This window comes from Burkholderia sp. PU8-34 (genome assembly GCF_053427725.1).
In genome coordinates this window covers 1-18,017 of sequence record NZ_JBSAXC010000034.1, presented here as the reverse complement: position 1 = coordinate 18,017, position 18,017 = coordinate 1, and the positions used below count along the sequence as shown (strand labels likewise).

General features: G+C 61.8%; 12 protein-coding genes and 1 tRNA gene. All 13 read right to left on the bottom strand.

All coding sequences use genetic code 11. The annotated features are described in order from the left end of the window. Window positions 1–51: 51 nt before the first annotated feature. Window positions 52–2,154, bottom strand: coding sequence for an elongation factor G (gene fusA, locus ACV22Z_RS35320; RefSeq protein WP_448080876.1), 2,103 nt, complete (start codon window positions 2,152–2,154; stop codon window positions 52–54). Window positions 2,155–2,276: 122 nt separating this feature from the next. After that, the gene (rpsG, locus tag ACV22Z_RS35315) at window positions 2,277–2,747 is read right to left on the bottom strand and encodes a 30S ribosomal protein S7 (RefSeq protein ID WP_006477195.1); all 471 of its coding nucleotides are present in this window, start codon (window positions 2,745–2,747) and stop codon (window positions 2,277–2,279) included. A 172-nt stretch (window positions 2,748–2,919) separates the two neighbouring features. Further along, on the bottom strand, window positions 2,920–3,300 hold the full coding sequence (rpsL, locus tag ACV22Z_RS35310) for a 30S ribosomal protein S12 (RefSeq protein WP_006400662.1): 381 nt from the start codon (window positions 3,298–3,300) through the stop codon (window positions 2,920–2,922). A gap of 227 nt (window positions 3,301–3,527) precedes the next feature. Beyond that, the gene (gene recQ, locus ACV22Z_RS35305; protein ID WP_448080875.1) at window positions 3,528–5,375 is read right to left on the bottom strand and encodes a DNA helicase RecQ; all 1,848 of its coding nucleotides are present in this window, start codon (window positions 5,373–5,375) and stop codon (window positions 3,528–3,530) included. Window positions 5,376–5,608: 233 nt separating this feature from the next. Next, window positions 5,609–9,883, bottom strand: coding sequence for a DNA-directed RNA polymerase subunit beta' (rpoC, locus tag ACV22Z_RS35300; protein WP_448080874.1), 4,275 nt, complete (start codon window positions 9,881–9,883; stop codon window positions 5,609–5,611). 21 nt (window positions 9,884–9,904) lie between these two features. Then, the gene (gene rpoB, locus ACV22Z_RS35295; RefSeq protein WP_448080873.1) at window positions 9,905–14,011 is read right to left on the bottom strand and encodes a DNA-directed RNA polymerase subunit beta; all 4,107 of its coding nucleotides are present in this window, start codon (window positions 14,009–14,011) and stop codon (window positions 9,905–9,907) included. Between the two features lie 377 nt (window positions 14,012–14,388). Continuing rightward, window positions 14,389–14,763, bottom strand: coding sequence for a 50S ribosomal protein L7/L12 (rplL, locus tag ACV22Z_RS35290; RefSeq protein ID WP_048252067.1), 375 nt, complete (start codon window positions 14,761–14,763; stop codon window positions 14,389–14,391). A gap of 72 nt (window positions 14,764–14,835) precedes the next feature. Then, window positions 14,836–15,333 (bottom strand): 50S ribosomal protein L10, encoded by a 498-nt coding sequence (gene rplJ / locus ACV22Z_RS35285; RefSeq protein WP_448080877.1) that lies wholly within the window; start codon window positions 15,331–15,333, stop codon window positions 14,836–14,838. Window positions 15,334–15,627: 294 nt separating this feature from the next. After that, the gene (gene rplA / locus ACV22Z_RS35280) at window positions 15,628–16,326 is read right to left on the bottom strand and encodes a 50S ribosomal protein L1 (RefSeq protein ID WP_059759917.1); all 699 of its coding nucleotides are present in this window, start codon (window positions 16,324–16,326) and stop codon (window positions 15,628–15,630) included. Then, the gene (rplK, locus tag ACV22Z_RS35275; protein WP_006753591.1) at window positions 16,327–16,758 is read right to left on the bottom strand and encodes a 50S ribosomal protein L11; all 432 of its coding nucleotides are present in this window, start codon (window positions 16,756–16,758) and stop codon (window positions 16,327–16,329) included. Between the two features lie 141 nt (window positions 16,759–16,899). Then, window positions 16,900–17,457, bottom strand: a complete 558-nt coding sequence (gene nusG / locus ACV22Z_RS35270) for a transcription termination/antitermination protein NusG (protein ID WP_006765424.1) — start codon at window positions 17,455–17,457, stop codon at window positions 16,900–16,902. 1 nt (window position 17,458) lies between these two features. After that, window positions 17,459–17,839, bottom strand: a complete 381-nt coding sequence (gene secE, locus ACV22Z_RS35265; protein WP_448080872.1) for a preprotein translocase subunit SecE — start codon at window positions 17,837–17,839, stop codon at window positions 17,459–17,461. A 43-nt stretch (window positions 17,840–17,882) separates the two neighbouring features. Beyond that, window positions 17,883–17,958, bottom strand: a tRNA-Trp gene (locus tag ACV22Z_RS35260). Window positions 17,959–18,017 lie beyond the last annotated feature (59 nt).

Genomic DNA, 18,017 nt, shown 5'->3' with positions numbered 1-18,017 from the left:
ACCTTTTGCCATGATTCTCTTCTTTCAAAAATAATTGGTTGTGACCGCGATTTACTTCGACTTGGCGCTGATGATCGCTTCAGCAACGTTCTTCGGAGCTTCAGCGTAGTGCTTGAATTCCATCGTGTACGTTGCGCGACCCTGCGTCAGCGAGCGCAGCGACGTCGAATAGCCGAACATTTCCGACAACGGCACTTCGGCGCGCACGATCTTGCCGCCGCCCACCATGTCGTCCATGCCCTGGATAATGCCGCGACGACCCGACAGGTCGCCCATCACGTTACCCATGAAGTCTTCCGGCGTTTCCACTTCCACGGCCATCATCGGCTCGAGCAGAACCGGATCCGCGCGGCGCATTGCTTCCTTGAACGCCATCGAACCGGCCATGCGGAACGCATTTTCGTTCGAGTCGACGTCGTGGTACGAACCGAACGTCAGCGTGACCTTCACGTCGACGACCGGGAAGCCTGCCAGCACGCCGCTCTTCAGCGTTTCCTGGATACCCTTGTCAACCGACGGAATGTATTCACGCGGAATCACGCCGCCCTTGATCGCGTCGATGAACTCGTAGCCCTTGCCCAGTTCGCTGCGCTCGAGCGTAATGACCGCATGGCCGTACTGACCACGGCCACCCGACTGCTTGACGAACTTGCCTTCGACGTCCGCGGCCGACTTGCGAATGGTTTCGCGGTATGCAACCTGCGGCTTGCCGACGGTCGCTTCCACGCCGAATTCACGCTTCATCCGGTCAACCAGAATTTCGAGGTGGAGCTCGCCCATGCCCGAAATGATCGTTTGACCCGATTCTTCGTCGGTCTGCACGCGGAACGACGGATCTTCCTGAGCCAGACGGTTCAGCGCCAGGCCCATCTTTTCCTGGTCAGCCTTCGTCTTCGGCTCGACGGCCTGCGAAATCACCGGCTCCGGGAAGATCATGCGTTCGAGCACGATCGGATGTGCCGGATCGCACAGCGTGTCGCCCGTGGTCGCTTCCTTCAGGCCGACCGCTGCAGCGATGTCGCCCGCGCGCACTTCCTTGATTTCTTCGCGCTGGTTTGCGTGCATCTGCAGAATACGGCCGAGACGTTCCTTCTTGCCCTTGGTCGCATTGAGCAGCGTGTCGCCCGAATTGACGACGCCCGAGTAGACGCGGAAGAAGATCAGCTGGCCGACGAACGGGTCGGTCATGATCTTGAACGCGAGCGACGCGAACTTCTCGTCGTCGGAAGCACGACGCTCCGTCTTCTCGCCGTTTTCGAGTTCGCCCGTAACCGGCGGAATGTCGACCGGCGACGGCAGGAAGTCGATCACGGCGTCGAGCATACGCTGTACGCCCTTGTTCTTGAACGCGGTACCGCACAGCATCGGCTGGATTTCGCACGCGATCGTACGGTCACGCAGACCCTTCACGATCTCGTCTTCCGTCAGCGAACCTGCTTCCAGGTACTTGTTCATCAAGTCTTCGCTCGACTCGGCAGCGGCTTCGACCATCTTTTCACGCCACTCGTTGCACGTGTCGGCAAGTTCCGCCGGGATGTCGACGTAGTCGAACTTCGTGCCTTGCGACGCTTCGTCCCAAATGATCGCCTTCATCTTGATCAGATCGACGACGCCCTTGAAGCCTTCTTCCGCACCGATCGGCACCACGACCGGAACCGGGTTCGCCTTCAGGCGCAGACGGAGCTGGTCGTAGACCTTGAAGAAGTTCGCGCCGGTACGGTCCATCTTGTTGACGAACGCGAGACGGGGCACCCTGTACTTGTTCGCCTGGCGCCACACCGTTTCCGACTGCGGCTGCACGCCGCCCACTGCGCAGTACACCATGCATGCGCCGTCGAGCACGCGCATCGAACGCTCCACTTCAATCGTGAAGTCGACGTGGCCCGGGGTGTCGATGATGTTGATGCGGTGTTCCGGATAGTTGCCGCCCATGCCCTTCCAGAAGGCCGTGGTAGCAGCGGACGTGATCGTGATGCCACGCTCCTGTTCCTGCTCCATCCAGTCCATCGTGGCTGCGCCGTCGTGGACTTCACCGATCTTGTGGTTCACACCGGTGTAAAACAGAATGCGCTCGGTCGTCGTCGTCTTGCCGGCGTCGATGTGAGCGCTAATACCGATATTGCGGTAGCGCTCGATAGGAGTCTTGCGAGCCACTTTGATCCTCTACTGGGTTGGCGTGATGCGACCCTGTCGCATCACGCCTCAACACAAACGGGCGAGGCGCTCGAAAAGCGCACCCGCCCGGAATTTTTTCCGCTAAAAGCCCAGCCTGGCGCTTAGAAACGGAAATGCGAGAACGCGCGGTTGGCTTCCGCCATGCGGTGAACCTCATCGCGCTTCTTCATCGCGCCGCCACGGCCTTCGGCCGCTTCGGACAGTTCGCCAGCAAGACGCAGAGCCATCGACTTCTCGCTGCGCTTCTTCGCAGCCTCACGCAACCAGCGCATCGCCAATGCCATACGACGCGACGGGCGCACTTCGACCGGAACCTGATAGTTGGCACCACCAACGCGACGGCTCTTCACTTCGACCACCGGCTTCACGTTGTTGAGCGCAACCGTGAACACTTCCAGCGGGTCCTTGCCACCCTTGGTCTGGATTTGTTCGAATGCGCCATAAACGATGCGTTCAGCGACCGACTTCTTGCCGGACAGCATCAGCATGTTCATGAACTTGGCTACATCCACGTTGCCGAACTTCGGATCCGGCAACACTTCCCGCTTGGGGACTTCGCGACGACGCGGCATGATTCTTCCTTTACCTGTTCAGTTGGGGCTATTCGCAGCCCCGCGGTCACCAACTAACCCGATCACATCTTCACGACTAACCAGCTTGGCCGGGTGACCACTTACTCGACAGCACCGGCAATCCGGCACTCCCGCCTTGACCGCCCTGAGGCGATCCCTGATCAAAAACTGCTTACTTGGCAGCCTTTGCGCGCTTCGCGCCGTACTTCGAGCGCGCTTGCTTACGGTCCTTGACGCCCTGGGTATCCAGCGAGCCGCGAACCATGTGGTAACGCACACCCGGCAAGTCCTTCACACGGCCGCCGCGGATCAGCACAACCGAGTGTTCCTGCAGGTTGTGGCCTTCACCGCCGATGTACGAAATCACTTCGAAGCCGTTCGTCAGACGAACCTTGGCGACCTTACGGAGTGCCGAGTTCGGCTTCTTCGGCGTCGTCGTGTACACACGGGTGCACACGCCGCGACGCTGGGGGCAGTCCTGCAGGGCCGGGCTCTTGCTCTTCGTCGTTTCCGACTGGCGGCCTTTGCGAACCAGTTGGTTGATGGTTGGCATTGTTTATTCCTGAAATTGAACAAAATCCGCACATCGATTTCGGGCAAAGCGAGAATCGAGGTGCGATTGACCTCCGGATCCGGAAAACGGGTGCGAACTTTCGCACGCAACCCCTCCCTCCGAGAACCGGAACCTAACATCATATTCTGGAAATACCAAGCAAGTCAACGGCTTGCGTGATTTTCCCGCATGGCGGCAGGCACTGACGGCGGGCCGGGATGCGGCCGTCAGGCCGATTCGACGACGTCGATGATCTCGTCGCCGAAGCGCTCGAGCTTGCGGATGCCCATTCCGGGAATGTGGCGCAGATCGTCGATCGTCTCCGGCGCGTTGCGCGCGATCTCGGCGAGGGTCGCATCGTGGAAGATCACGTAGGCCGGCACGCCGTCGGATTTGGCCGTCTCCGCGCGCCACGCGCGCAGCGCGTCCCAGCGCGCGCGTTCGCGCGCGCCCATGCCGGCCGTCGGATCGACCCGCGTGCCGCTGCGGCTCGACGACTGGCGCGTGCGTTGCGGCTTCACGTAGCGCCGCAGCGTAACCTTCTCGCCCCCCTTCAGCACCGGCTTCGCGGCCTCGGTCAGCACGAGCGCACCGAAGCCCCCATGATCGACAGCCAGATAGCCGTAGGCGACGAGTTGCCGGAAGATCGCCCGCCATTCCGGCTCGGACAGCGACGCGCCGATGCCGAACGTACTGAGCGTCTCGTGACCGCGCTGCAGGACCTTCTCGTTGCGGCTGCCGCGCAGGATTTCGATCAGATGGCTGGCGCCGAAGTTGAAGCCGCTCGCGCGCTGCGCGCGGAATACGCACGACAGCGCCATCTGCGCTTCACGCGTCGCGTCCCACGAATCGGGCGGCTCGATGCAGGTATCGCAGTTGCCGCACGGCTCGCTCGGCTCGCCGAAATAGTTCAGCAGGCGCACGCGGCGGCACGAGATTGTTTCGCACAGGCCGAGCAGCGCATCGAGCTTCGACGTCTGCACGCGCTTGTGCGCGTCGTCCGCATCGGACTCGTCGATCATCTTGCGTTGCTGCACGACGTCCCCGAGGCCATACGCCATCCATGCATTCGCCGGCAGGCCGTCGCGGCCCGCGCGGCCCGTTTCCTGATAATAGCCCTCGACGCTCTTCGGCAGGTCGAGGTGCGCGACGAAGCGCACGTCCGGCTTGTCGATGCCCATGCCGAACGCGATCGTCGCGCACATCACGATGCCTTCTTCGCGCTGGAACATTTCCTGGTGCTTCTGCCGCACCTCGAACTCCATTCCCGCGTGGTACGGCAGCGCGCGCACGCCCTGTGCCTTCAGCCATTCGGCCGTCTCCTCGACCTTGCGGCGCGACAGGCAGTACACGACGCCCGCGTCGGTCGTGCCGTCCGCGTTCGTGTGCTCGGCGCGAATGAAGTCGAGCAGCTGCGCGCGCGCGTTGTCCTTCTCGACGATCCGGTAGCGGATGTTCGGCCGGTCGAAGCTCGACACGAACACGCGCGCATCGTCGAGCGCGAGGCGATGGACGATCTCGTCGCGCGTGATCGCGTCGGCGGTGGCCGTCAGCGCAATGCGCGGCACCGACGGGAAGCGCTCGTGCAGCACCGACAGCTGGATGTATTCCGGTCGGAAGTCGTGCCCCCATTGCGACACGCAATGCGCTTCGTCGATCGCGAACAGGCCGATCTTCGCGCGCTCGAGCAGGTCGAGAAAGCGCCCGGTCATCAGCCGCTCGGGCGCGACGTACAGCAGGTCGATCTCGCCTTCGCGCAGCGCGCGTTCGGTCGCGGCCGCCTCCGCGCCGGACAGCGTCGAATTCAGGTAGGCCGCGCGCACGCCGACTTCGGAGAGCGCGGCGACCTGGTCCTGCATCAGCGCGATCAGCGGCGACACAACGATGCCGGCGCCGTGCCCGGCCTCGCGCCGCAGCAGCGCGGGGATCTGGTAGCACAGCGACTTGCCGCCGCCCGTCGGCATCAGCACGAGGCAATCGCCGCCGCCGGCGACGTGCTCGACGATCTCGCCCTGCTGGCCGCGAAACGCGGAGTAACCAAAGACTTCGTCGAGGATTTCGAGGGCGCGGGACATGAATGAGAACGAGGACGGCGAAACGATGACCCGGATTTTAACAACCCGCTCGCGAGTCGCGCGGCGAATCGCTCAACGTTGGCCATCCGGACAGGTTCCGATCGCGCGCATGACGGGCCTGCAGCAGGCGCAAACCCGTCATGCGCGTGAACGAGGATTCAATAAAAAAACCGCCCAGTCGAAACTGGGCGGTTTCAGCGACAGCATGGCGAGGCGGCTCGCGCCGCCCGCGCTTACTCCGCTGCCGGGTGCTGTTGCGGCTCTTCCGCAGCAGGCGTGCTCGGCGTGCTCGGCGTGCTCTGCGTGCTCGGCGTGCCGAAATCGAACGCCTCTTCCGCTGCGATCTGGTCGAAACGCTCGCGATCCGACGATTCCTTCGCCTTGCGCGCCTTGTGGAACGCGAGGCCCGTACCGGCCGGAATCAGGCGGCCGACGATCACGTTTTCCTTCAGGCCACGCAGATCGTCGCGCTTGCCCATGATCGCCGCTTCGGTCAGCACGCGGGTCGTTTCCTGGAACGATGCCGCGGAGATGAACGAGTCGGTCGACAGCGACGCCTTCGTGATACCGAGGAGCACGTTGTCGTACGACGCCGGACGCTTGTCTTCGGCGATCATGCGATCGTTCTCGTCCAGCATGTCCGAACGCTCGACCTGCTCGCCCGGGATGAAGCGCGTATCACCGTTGTCGGTGATCTGCACACGACGCAGCATCTGGCGAACGATCACCTCGATGTGCTTGTCGTTGATCTTCACGCCCTGCAGACGATACACGTCCTGCACTTCGTCGACGATGTAGCGCGACAGCGCCTCGATACCCTGCAGACGCAGGATGTCGTGCGGATCGGCCGGGCCGTCCACGATCATTTCGCCCTTGTTGACGACCTGAGCATCGTGGACCAGCACCTGCTTTTCCTTCGCGATCAGGAACTCGTGCTGATTGCCCTCGAGATCCGTGATGACGAGACGCTGCTTGCCCTTCGTGTCCTTGCCGAACGACGTCGTACCCGTGACTTCCGCGAGAATGCCGGCATCCTTCGGCGAACGCGCTTCGAACAGTTCCGCCACCCGCGGCAGACCGCCGGTAATGTCACGCGTCTTCTGCGCTTCGGTCGGGATACGTGCGAGCACTTCACCGACCTGCACCTGCTGGCCGTCCTTCACGGTGATCAGCGCGCCGACCTGGAAGCCGATCTGCACCGCGTGTTCCGTGCCCGGGATCTTCACTTCCTCGCCGTTCGCGTCGAGCAGCTTCACCTGCGGACGCACGCTCTTCGACGCCTGCGAACCGCGGCGCTTCACGTCGATCACGACGAGCGTCGACAGGCCGGTCACGTCGTCGATCTGCTTCGCGACCGTCACGCCTTCCTCGACGTTCTCGAACTTCACCGTACCGCCGTACTCGGTGATGATCGGACGCGTCATCGGATCCCACGTCGCCAGCTGCGTGCCGGCCTTGATCGTCGCACCGTCGAGCTGCAGCAGCGTCGCGCCGTACGGAACCTTGTGACGCTCGCGCTCGCGACCGAAGTCGTCGGTGATCAGCGCCTCGCCCGAACGGGAAATGACGATCTGCTCGCCCTTCGCGTTGGTGACGTAACGCATCGTGGCCGTGAAGCGCACGATACCGTTGCTCTTCGCTTCGACCGACGACGCCACTGCCGCACGCGATGCCGCACCACCGATGTGGAACGTACGCATCGTCAGCTGCGTGCCCGGTTCACCGATCGACTGTGCCGCGATCACGCCGACTGCTTCGCCGACGTTCACGAGCGAGCCGCGGCCGAGGTCACGGCCGTAGCAGGCCGCGCACAGGCCGTAGCGCGTTTCGCAGGTCAGCGGCGTACGCACGCGCACTTCGTCGATGCCGAGGCGCTCGATGTCTTCCACCGCGGTTTCGTCGAGCAGCGTGCCCGATTCGTACAGCGTTTCCTGCGTTTCCGGGTTCACGACGTCAGCCACCGCGACGCGGCCGAGGATACGGTCGCGCAGCGCTTCGACGACTTCACCGCCTTCGACGAGGGCCTTCATCGCAACGCCGTTGCTCGTGCCGCAATCGTCCTCGACGACGACCAGATCCTGCGTCACGTCGACGAGACGACGCGTCAGGTAACCCGAGTTCGCGGTCTTCAGTGCCGTATCAGCCAGACCCTTACGTGCACCGTGGGTCGAGATGAAGTACTGCAACACGTTCAGGCCTTCGCGGAAGTTCGCGGTAATCGGCGTCTCGATAATCGAGCCGTCCGGCTTCGCCATCAGGCCGCGCATACCGGCCAGCTGACGAATCTGCACCGCCGAACCCCGGGCGCCCGAGTCGGCCATCATGTAGATCGAGTTGAACGATTCCTGGCGCGTCTCGTTGCCGTCGCGGTCCGTCACCGGCTCCGTCGACAGCTGCTCCATCATCGCCTTGCCGACCGCTTCCGACGTCGCCGACCAGATGTCGACCACGTTGTTGTAGCGTTCCTGCGCGGTGACGAGACCCGACATGTACTGGCGGTCGTACTCCTTCACCTTCTTCGCCGCGTCGCCGACGATCGTTTCCTTCTGCGGCGGCACGAGCATGTCGTCCACGCAGATCGAGATGCCGGCACGCGTCGCGAGACGGAAGCCCGACTGCATCAGCTGATCGGCGAACACCACCGTCGCGCGCAGGCCGCACTTGCGGAACGCCGTGTTGATCAGGCGCGAGATTTCCTTCTTCTTCAGCGGCTTGTTCAGCACCGAGAACGGCAGGCCGTGCGGCAGGATCTCCGACAGGATCGCGCGGCCGACGGTCGTCGCGTACAGCGAGATCTTCGGCACGAATTCCGGCGCACCTTCCGACGTGTCCTCGTTGCGGACCATTTCGGTGATCCGCACGTTGACGCGCGATGCCAGCTCGACTTCCTTGTTCTCGTACGCGCGGAGCACTTCCGACACGCCGGTGAACGACAGGCCTTCGCCCTTCGCGTTGATCGCTTCGCGGGTCGCGTAGTACAGACCCAGCACGATATCCTGCGACGGCACGATCGACGGATCGCCGTTGGCCGGGAACAGCACGTTGTTCGACGCGAGCATCAGCGTGCGCGCTTCCATCTGCGCTTCGAGCGACAGCGGCACGTGAACGGCCATCTGGTCACCGTCGAAGTCGGCGTTGAACGCCGCGCAGACGAGCGGGTGCAGCTGGATTGCCTTGCCTTCGATCAGCACGGGCTCGAACGCCTGGATACCCAGACGGTGCAGCGTCGGCGCACGGTTCAGCATCACCGGGTGCTCGCGGATCACCTCTTCGAGGATGTCCCACACCACCGGCGTCTGGTTCTCGACTTCCTTCTTCGCAGCCTTGATGGTCGTCGCGACGCCCATCACTTCCAGCTTGTTGAAGATGAACGGCTTGAACAGCTCGAGCGCCATCAGCTTCGGCAGGCCGCACTGGTGCAGCTTCAGCGTCGGGCCGACCACGATCACCGAACGGCCCGAGTAGTCGACACGCTTACCGAGCAGGTTCTGACGGAAACGGCCGCCCTTGCCCTTGATCATGTCGGCGAGCGACTTCAGCGGACGCTTGTTCGCGCCCGTCATCGCCTTGCCGCGACGACCGTTGTCGAGCAGCGAGTCGACGGCTTCCTGCAGCATCCGCTTTTCGTTGCGGACGATGATTTCAGGCGCCTTCAGCTCAAGCAGACGCTTCAACCGGTTGTTACGGTTGATCACGCGGCGGTACAGGTCGTTCAGGTCCGACGTCGCGAAACGGCCGCCGTCCAGCGGCACGAGCGGACGCAGTTCCGGCGGCAGCACCGGCAGCACTTCGAGGATCATCCACTCGGGCTTGATGCCCGAGCGCTGGAATGCCTCGAGGACCTTCAGGCGCTTCGCGTACTTCTTGATCTTCGCTTCCGAGCCGGTGTTCTTCAGCTCGGTGCGCAGCGTCTCGACCTGCTCGTCGATGTTGATCGCGCGCAGCAGTTCACGCACGCCTTCCGCGCCCATCTCGGCACGGAATTCGTCGCCGTATTCCTCGACCTTGTTGTAGTAATCCTCTTCGGTCATGATCTGCCGCGCCTTCAGCGGCGTCATGCCCGGTTCGATCACCACGTACGCTTCGAAGTACAGCACGCGCTCGATGTCGCGCAGCGTCATGTCGAGCACCATGCCCAGACGCGACGGCAGCGACTTCAGGAACCAGATGTGCGCGACCGGCGAGGCCAGCTCGATGTGGCCCATGCGTTCGCGACGCACCTTCGCCAGCGTCACTTCGACGCCGCACTTCTCGCAGATCACGCCGCGGTGCTTCAGGCGCTTGTACTTGCCGCACAGGCACTCGTAGTCCTTGATCGGCCCGAAGATCTTCGCGCAGAAGAGACCATCGCGTTCCGGCTTGAACGTACGGTAGTTGATGGTCTCCGGCTTCTTCACTTCGCCGAACGACCACGAACGGATCTTGTCCGGCGAGGCCAGACCGATCTTGATCGCGTCGAAAACTTCTTCCTGTTGGACTTGCTTGAATAGATCGAGCAGAGCTTTCATTGCTTTCTCTCCGTAGTCCGATTAATTGCGGTCGAGATCGATGTCGATACCGAGCGAGCGGATTTCCTTCACGAGCACGTTGAAGGATTCCGGCATGCCTGCATCGATCACGTGGTCGCCCTTGACCAGGTTTTCATAAACCTTGGTCCGGCCGTTCACGTCGTCCGACTTCACCGTCAGCATTTCCTGCAGCACGTAGGACGCGCCGTACGCTTCGAGTGCCCACACTTCCATTTCACCGAAACGCTGGCCACCGAACTGCGCCTTACCACCCAGCGGCTGCTGCGTGACGAGCGAGTACGGGCCCGTCGAACGCGCGTGCATCTTGTCGTCGACCAGGTGGTGCAGCTTCAGGTAGTGCATGTAGCCGAGCGTCACGCGACGTTCGAACATTTCGCCGGTGCGGCCGTCGTACAGGCGGACCTGGTTCTTCGACGGGTTCATGCCGAGCTGTTCCGCGATGTCGTCCGGGAATGCCAGGTCGAGCATCTTGGCCATTTCTTCTTCGGTCGCACCGTCGAACACCGGCGTCGCGAACGGCACGCCTTCGCGCAGGTTCTTCGCGAGTTCGAGGATCTCGTCGTCGCTGAAGCTTTCCAGATCTTCCACGCGGCCCGACTCGTTGTAGATCTTCGTCAGGAAGACACGCAGTTCCTCGATCTTCGCCTGACGCTGCAGCATTTCGCCGATCCGCCAGCCGAGGCCCTTCGCGGCCCAGCCGAGGTGCACTTCCAGAACCTGACCCACGTTCATCCGCGACGGCACGCCGAGCGGGTTCAGCACGACGTCTGCCGGACGGCCGTCAGCCATGTACGGCATGTCTTCGACCGGAACGATCTTCGACACGACACCCTTGTTACCGTGACGGCCTGCCATCTTGTCGCCAGGCTGCAGACGGCGCTTGACCGCGAGGTACACCTTGACCATCTTCAGCACGCCCGGCGGCAGTTCGTCGCCTTGCGTGAGCTTCTTGCGCTTCTCTTCGAACGCGAGGTCGAACTGGTGGCGCTTCTCTTCGATCGAGTTCTTGATCGCTTCGAGCTGCACCGCTGCTTCGTCGTCCGCCAGGCGGATGTCGAACCAGTGGTAGTGGTCGAGGTCTTCCAGGTAGGCCTGGTCGATCTTCGTGCCCTTCGCGAGCTTCTTCGGACCGCCATTCGCGACCTTGCCGACGAGCATGCGCGCGAGACGCTGGAATGCGTCGCCTTCCACGATGCGCAGCTGGTCGTTCAGGTCGAGACGGTAGCGCTTCAGTTCGTCGTCGATGATCTGTTGCGCACGCTTGTCGCGCTGGATGCCTTCACGCGTGAAGACCTGGACGTCGATCACGGTGCCGCTCATGCCCGACGGCACGCGCAGCGACGTGTCCTTCACGTCCGACGCCTTCTCGCCGAAGATCGCGCGCAGCAGCTTCTCTTCCGGCGTCAGCTGGGTCTCGCCCTTCGGCGTGACCTTGCCGACCAGCACGTCGCCCGCTTCGACTTCCGCACCGATGTACACGATGCCCGATTCGTCGAGACGGCCGAGCTGGACTTCCGCCAGGTTCGAGATGTCGCGCGTGATTTCTTCCGGCCCGAGCTTCGTGTCGCGTGCAACGACGTTCAGCTCTTCGATGTGGATCGACGTGTAGCGATCGTCGGCCACGACCTTCTCCGAGATCAGGATCGAATCCTCGAAGTTGTAGCCGTTCCACGGCATGAACGCGATCAGCATGTTCTGGCCGAGCGCGAGCTCGCCCAGGTCCGTCGAGGCGCCGTCGGCCAGCACGTCGCCGCGCGAGACCTTGTCGCCCATCTTCACGATCGGACGCTGGTTGATGTTCGTGTTCTGGTTCGAACGCGTGTACTTGATCAGGTTGTAGATGTCGACACCGACTTCACCTGCGACCGCTTCGTCGTCGTTCACGCGAATCACGATACGGCCTGCGTCGACATAGTCGACGACGCCGCCGCGGAACGCCTGGACCGTCGTGCCCGAGTCGACCGCGCAGGTGCGCTCGATGCCCGTACCGACGACCGGCTTTTCCGGACGCAGACACGGCACGGCCTGACGCTGCATGTTCGAGCCCATCAGTGCACGGTTCGCGTCATCGTGCTCGAGGAACGGAATCAGCGATGCTGCAACCGACACGATCTGCGACGGCGCGACGTCCATGTACTGGATGCGGTCCGGCGTGACCATCATCGTTTCGCCGGCTTCACGCGACGACACGAGTTCGTCGATCAGCGTGCCGTTCTCGTCGATCGCGGCGTTCGCCTGCGCGATCATGTAGCGGCCTTCCTCGATCGCCGACAGGTAGTCGATCTGGTCGGTCACCTTGCTGTCCACGACCTTGCGGTACGGCGTCTCGAGGAAGCCGTACTCGTTCAGGTGCGCGTACAGTGCGAGCGAGTTGATCAGACCGATGTTCGGACCTTCCGGCGTTTCGATCGGGCACACGCGGCCATAGTGGGTCGGGTGCACGTCACGGACTTCGAAGCCCGCGCGCTCGCGCGTCAGACCGCCCGGGCCCAGTGCGGAAACACGGCGCTTGTGCGTGATTTCCGACAGCGGGTTGGTCTGGTCCATGAACTGCGACAGCTGCGACGAACCGAAGAACTCGCGGATCGCCGACGAAATCGGCTTCGAGTTGATCAGGTCGTGCGGCATCAGGTTTTCGCTTTCGGCCTGGCCGAGGCGTTCCTTGACCGCGCGCTCGACACGCACGAGACCCGCGCGGAACTGGTTTTCCGCCAGTTCGCCGACGCAACGCACGCGCCGGTTGCCGAGGTGGTCGATATCGTCCACTTCGCCCTTGCCGTTGCGCAGCTCGACGAGGATCTTGATCGTCGCGAGGATGTCGTCGTCCTGCAGCGTCATCGGGCCGACGATTTCGTCACGGCCGACGCGGCGGTTGAACTTCATGCGACCGACCTTCGACAGGTCGTACGCTTCTTCGCTGTAGAACAGACGGTTGAACAGCGCCTCGACCGCTTCTTCGGTCGGCGGCTCGCCCGGACGCATCATGCGGTAGATCGCGATGCGCGCGGCCGTCCTGTCGGCCGTTTCGTCGACACGCAGCGTCGACGAGATGTACGGACCCTGGTCCAGATCGTTCGTGTAGAGCGTCTGGATGTCCTTGATGTCCGCTTCGCGCAGCTTCTCGAGCACGCTTTCCGTGATCTCGTCGTTCGCGTTCGCGATCACTTCGCCGGTGTCGCCGTCGACGACGTTCTTCGCCAGCACGCGGCCGAGCAGATAGTCTTCCGGCACCGAGATGAACTTGGTCTTCGCGGCTTCGAGGTCACGGATGTGCTTTGCGTTGATCCGCTTGTCCTTCTGGACGATGACCTTGCCGTCGCGATCCGTGATGTCGAAACGCGCGACTTCGCCACGCAGGCGCTCCGGCACGAACTCGAGTTGCGCGCCTTCGCCCATCAGCGTGAAGTTGTCGAACACGAAGAAGTTCGCGAGGATCTGTTCCGGCGTGAGGCCGATCGCCTTCAGCAGGATCGTGACCGGCATCTTGCGGCGACGGTCGACGCGGAAGTACAGGATGTCCTTCGGATCGAATTCGAAGTCGAGCCACGAGCCGCGGTACGGAATGATCCGTGCCGAGAACAGCAGCTTGCCCGAGCTGTGCGTCTTGCCCTTGTCGTGCTCGAAGAACACCCCCGGCGAACGGTGCAGCTGCGAGACGATCACACGCTCGGTGCCGTTGATGACGAACGAGCCCGTCGGCGTCATGAGCGGAAGTTCGCCCATGTACACTTCCTGCTCCTTCACTTCCTTGACGACCGGCTTGTTCGGCGATTCCTTGTCGAGGATGACGAGGCGCACCTTCGCGCGCAGCGCGGAACAGTAGGTCAGGCCCCGCTGTTGGCATTCCTTGATGTTGAACGCCGGCGAGGACAGCGCGTAGCTCACGAACTCGAGACGCGCAAAACCATTGTGCGAAACAATGGGAAATACCGATGTGAAAGCGGCCTGCAAACCTTCAGGCTTGCGTTGCGCCGTCAGAACATCGGCTTGCAGAAACGTGCTGAATGATTCAAGCTGGGTGGCCAGCAAGAAAGGAACTTGGTGAACGATGGGGCGCTTCGCGAAACTCTTGCGAATGCGCTTCTTCTCGGTGAAGGAATATTGCATACGATCTCCGAATCACGGCGGGTGCTATCGAGGCGGAATACCTGGACGTGTCAAACCCGAGTGTTCACCGACTGAGACCCGATGGCCGTCCGACGGCTTGAACGAGCCGAGAAGCTTGGTGGTTGGCCGCTACCAACCGCTGGCTGACGGCAGCGGATGCCTGTGTTGCCCGCTACCCGACCAAACTTGCCTTCTGCAGTCGCTTCAGAAGACAAAGAGAACCGCCAATCGTGACCCATGACAACGATCAGGCGGTTTTCTTTGGCTTCTGGGGCCGACTATTCGGGCTCCCGAATGAGTGCCAGAATAACGTCCCCACAAAGCACAAAAAGGCCGGCGGTGAAAATACCGCCAGCCTTCGCACAGCGCGTCGAAACTTACTTGATTTCGACCTTCGCGCCTGCTTCTTCCAGCTTCTTCTTGGCTTCTTCAGCAGCAGCCTTGTCGACGCCTTCCTTGACGGGCTTCGGTGCACCGTCAACCAGGTCCTTCGCTTCCTTCAGGCCCAGGCCCGTCAGTTCGCGAACGGCCTTGATCACGCTGACCTTGTTGCTACCGGTTTCAGCCAGAACGACCGTGAATTCGGTCTTCTCTTCAACAGCAGCAGCAGCGCCGCCGCCTGCCGGGCCAGCGACTGCAACAGCAGCTGCCGACACGCCAAACTTCTCTTCGAACGCCTTGACCAGTTCGTTCAGTTCCAGAACGGTCATCCCTTCGACTGCTGCCAGGATGTCTTCTTTTGCGATTGCCATTTGAAATACTCCTAAATTGAATTCGGATACAGCCAGCGATCAGTTACGCTGATCTGCGTTCGCGCGCAGTAATTACGCAGCTTCGGCTTGCTTCTTCTCGGCGAGCGCGGCCAGAGCGCGCGCAAAGCCGGAAACAGGCGCTTGCATAACGAACAGCAGCTTCGAGAGCAGTTCTTCGCGGCTCGGGATGCTTGCCAGCGCTTGCACGCCAGCCTTGTCCATCACCTTGCCATCGAACGAACCAGCCTTGATGACCAACTTGTCATTGCTCTTGCTGAAGTCGTTGACGACCTTAGCAGCAGCAATTGCATCTTCCGAGATGCCGTAGATCAGGGGGCCAGTCATCTGCTCTGCCAGCGGAGCAAACGGCGTACCTTCAACGGCGCGACGCGCCAGCGTGTTCTTCAGAACGCGCAGGTAAACCTGTTGCTCACGCGCTTGCGCGCGCAGCTTGGTCAGATCGCCAACCGCAATTCCACGATACTCAGCCAGCACAACGGTCTGGGCCTTCGCGACTTGCGCGGCAACCTCAGCGACGACGGCTTGCTTGTCTTCTCTATTAAGCGGCACGGTTAGCCTCCAGAAACGATACGTTCGGCTCAACGCCTCGCGTACCTCGTTCAACAACGGCGTCCGACTCGTTAGGAGTATTTCCACCTCAGCCCGAGATCACTCTGCGGCCTGCGGCTTCACACTGCAAAACTTTTTCGGGTTCGCCATCTGCGTTGGCTTGCATTAAGGGATTGCCTGACTGCGACGCTCCCACCAACGGTCTTTGATAACCGGTTGTCCGCCGAACTGCGCAGACAACCGCCCAAAGCCCTTTAAGGCCGCTTCGGTCACGAAGCGGCCTGGATTTCTTGCTTACTGCGCGGCCAGCGTAGCCTGATCGACACGCACGCCGACGCCCATCGTGCTCGACAGTGCGATCTTGCGCAGGTACACGCCCTTGCTCGTTGCCGGCTTCGCCTTCTGCAGCGCTTCGATCAGCGCCGACAGGTTGGTGCGCAGCGCGGTCGACTCGAACGATGCACGGCCGATCGTTGCGTGGATGATACCGGCCTTGTCGACGCGGAACTGGACCTGACCAGCCTTCGCGTTCTTGACGGCGGTCGCGACGTCCGGCGTCACGGTGCCGACCTTCGGGTTCGGCATCAGGCCGCGCGGGCCGAGGATCTGACCCAGCGTACCGACGATACGCATCGTGTCCGGCGAAGCGATCACGATATCGAAGTCCATCTGGCCAGCCTTGATCTGCTCAGCCAGGTCTTCCATACCGACGATTTCCGCGCCTGCTGCACGTGCTTGCTCGGCCTTCTCGCCCTGTGCGAACACAGCAACGCGAACCGACTTGCCCGTACCGGCCGGCAGAACGACCGAACCACGAACGACCTGGTCCGACTTCTTTGCATCGATGCCGAGCTGAACTGCAACGTCGATCGACTCGTTGAACTTCGCGCTCGCGCATTCCTTCACGAGAGCGAGTGCGTCTTCGATCGCGTACAGCTTCTGACGGTCGACCTTGGCAGCAAATGCCTGACGGCGCTTGGAGATCTTAGCCATTTACACGCCCTCCACAGTGATGCCCATCGAGCGTGCGCTACCAGCGATGGTGCGAACGGCTGCGTCCAGATCAGCTGCCGTGAGGTCCGGCATCTTGGTCTTCGCGATTTCTTCGGCTTGAGCGCGCGTGATCGAACCGACCTTGTCGGTGTGCGGCTTGCTCGAGCCCTTGTCCACCTTCGCCGCCTTCTTGATCAGGACGGTCGCCGGCGGCGTCTTCATCACGAACGTGAAGCTCTTGTCAGCGAATGCCGTGATGACCACCGGCACCGGCAGACCCGGCTCCATGCCTTGAGTCTGCGCGTTGAACGCCTTGCAGAACTCCATGATGTTCAGGCCGCGCTGGCCCAGTGCCGGACCGACCGGCGGCGACGGGTTGGCTTTACCTGCAGGGATCTGCAGCTTGATAAAGCCGACAATCTTCTTTGCCATTTGAAAACCTCGTTGGAACGCCAAGCGGCGTTCGGTGAGTGATAACGCGCGTTCGCCGCTCGGCTACTGACGCTCCTCAACAGCCATGACGCGGGCCGTAAGCGCGAAGGTGGGCAGCCGAGGCTGCCCACCGAATCGGGATCAAACTTTTTCGACCTGGCCGAACTCGAGCTCGACCGGGGTTGCGCGACCGAAGATGGTGACCGACACACGCACACGCGATTTTTCGTAGTTCACTTCTTCGACGGTGCCATTGAAGTCCGTGAACGGGCCTTCCTTGACCCGCACCATCTCGCCGACTTCGAACAGGGTCTTGGGGCGCGGTTTCTCGACGCCTTCCTGCATCTGCGACATGATCTTCTCGACTTCCTTGGGGGAAATCGGCGTCGGGCGGTTACGCGCACCGCCGACGAAACCGGTGACCTTCGCAGTGTTCTTCACGAGGTGCCACGTTTCGTCCGTCATTTCCATTTCCACCAGCACGTAGCCGGGGAAGAAACGACGCTCCGTCACTGCCTTGTGGCCGCCCTTGACTTCGACCACTTCTTCGGTCGGAACCAGGATCTGGCCGAACTTGTCCTGCATGCCGGCACGTTCGATGCGCTCCTGAAGCGCGCGTTGCACGCTCTTCTCCATACCGGAGTAGGCGTGCACGACGTACCAACGCTTTCCGCTCGGGGATGCCGGAGTATCGCTCATATCATTTCCAACCCAGAATCGCCGAGAAAATCACCCATTCGATCGATTTGTCGCTCAACCAGAGCAAAATCGCCATCACGAGCACGAAACCGAACACGACGAGTGTGGTTTGCGTCGTTTCCTTGCGGGTGGGCCAAACGACCTTCCGGACTTCCTTGTACGAATCCTTGGCAAAGGCAATCAGGCCCTTGCCGGGAGCGGACATCAGCCCGACGGCCACGCCAGCGATCAACCCTACCGCCAATGCGGCACCGCGGACATACCACTGCTGGTTACCCAGCCAGAAGAAGCCCACGAATCCGGCCAACACCAGCAATACGCCCAGGGCCAGCATCAGCTTATCGCCGGAGGTATTTACAGTTTCGACGGATGGATTCGCCATAACACCTTAAAACAAATGCCACGTTCGACACGTGGCTATTTTTTGGCAGGGGCAGAGGGAATCGAACCCCCAACCTTCGGTTTTGGAGACCGACGCTCTGCCAGTTGAGCTATACCCCTAGACCATGTTGGGACTGGCTGGCGCCAGCCCCAAAACTGTCGATCAACGAATAACTGGC

Coding starts and splice junctions, on each gene's coding strand:
- rplK (WP_006753591.1), bottom strand. CDS start 16,758: ATGGCAAAGAAGATTGTCGGCTTTATCAAGCTGCAGATCCCTGCAGGT.
- rplA (WP_059759917.1), bottom strand. CDS start 16,326: ATGGCTAAGATCTCCAAGCGCCGTCAGGCATTTGCTGCCAAGGTCGAC.
- secE (WP_448080872.1), bottom strand. CDS start 17,839: ATGGCGAATCCATCCGTCGAAACTGTAAATACCTCCGGCGATAAGCTG.
- rpoC (WP_448080874.1), bottom strand. CDS start 9,883: ATGAAAGCTCTGCTCGATCTATTCAAGCAAGTCCAACAGGAAGAAGTT.
- rpsL (WP_006400662.1), bottom strand. CDS start 3,300: ATGCCAACCATCAACCAACTGGTTCGCAAAGGCCGCCAGTCGGAAACG.
- nusG (WP_006765424.1), bottom strand. CDS start 17,457: ATGAGCGATACTCCGGCATCCCCGAGCGGAAAGCGTTGGTACGTCGTG.
- recQ (WP_448080875.1), bottom strand. CDS start 5,375: ATGTCCCGCGCCCTCGAAATCCTCGACGAAGTCTTTGGTTACTCCGCG.
- rpoB (WP_448080873.1), bottom strand. CDS start 14,011: ATGCAATATTCCTTCACCGAGAAGAAGCGCATTCGCAAGAGTTTCGCG.
- rplL (WP_048252067.1), bottom strand. CDS start 14,763: ATGGCAATCGCAAAAGAAGACATCCTGGCAGCAGTCGAAGGGATGACC.
- rpsG (WP_006477195.1), bottom strand. CDS start 2,747: ATGCCGCGTCGTCGCGAAGTCCCCAAGCGGGAAGTGTTGCCGGATCCG.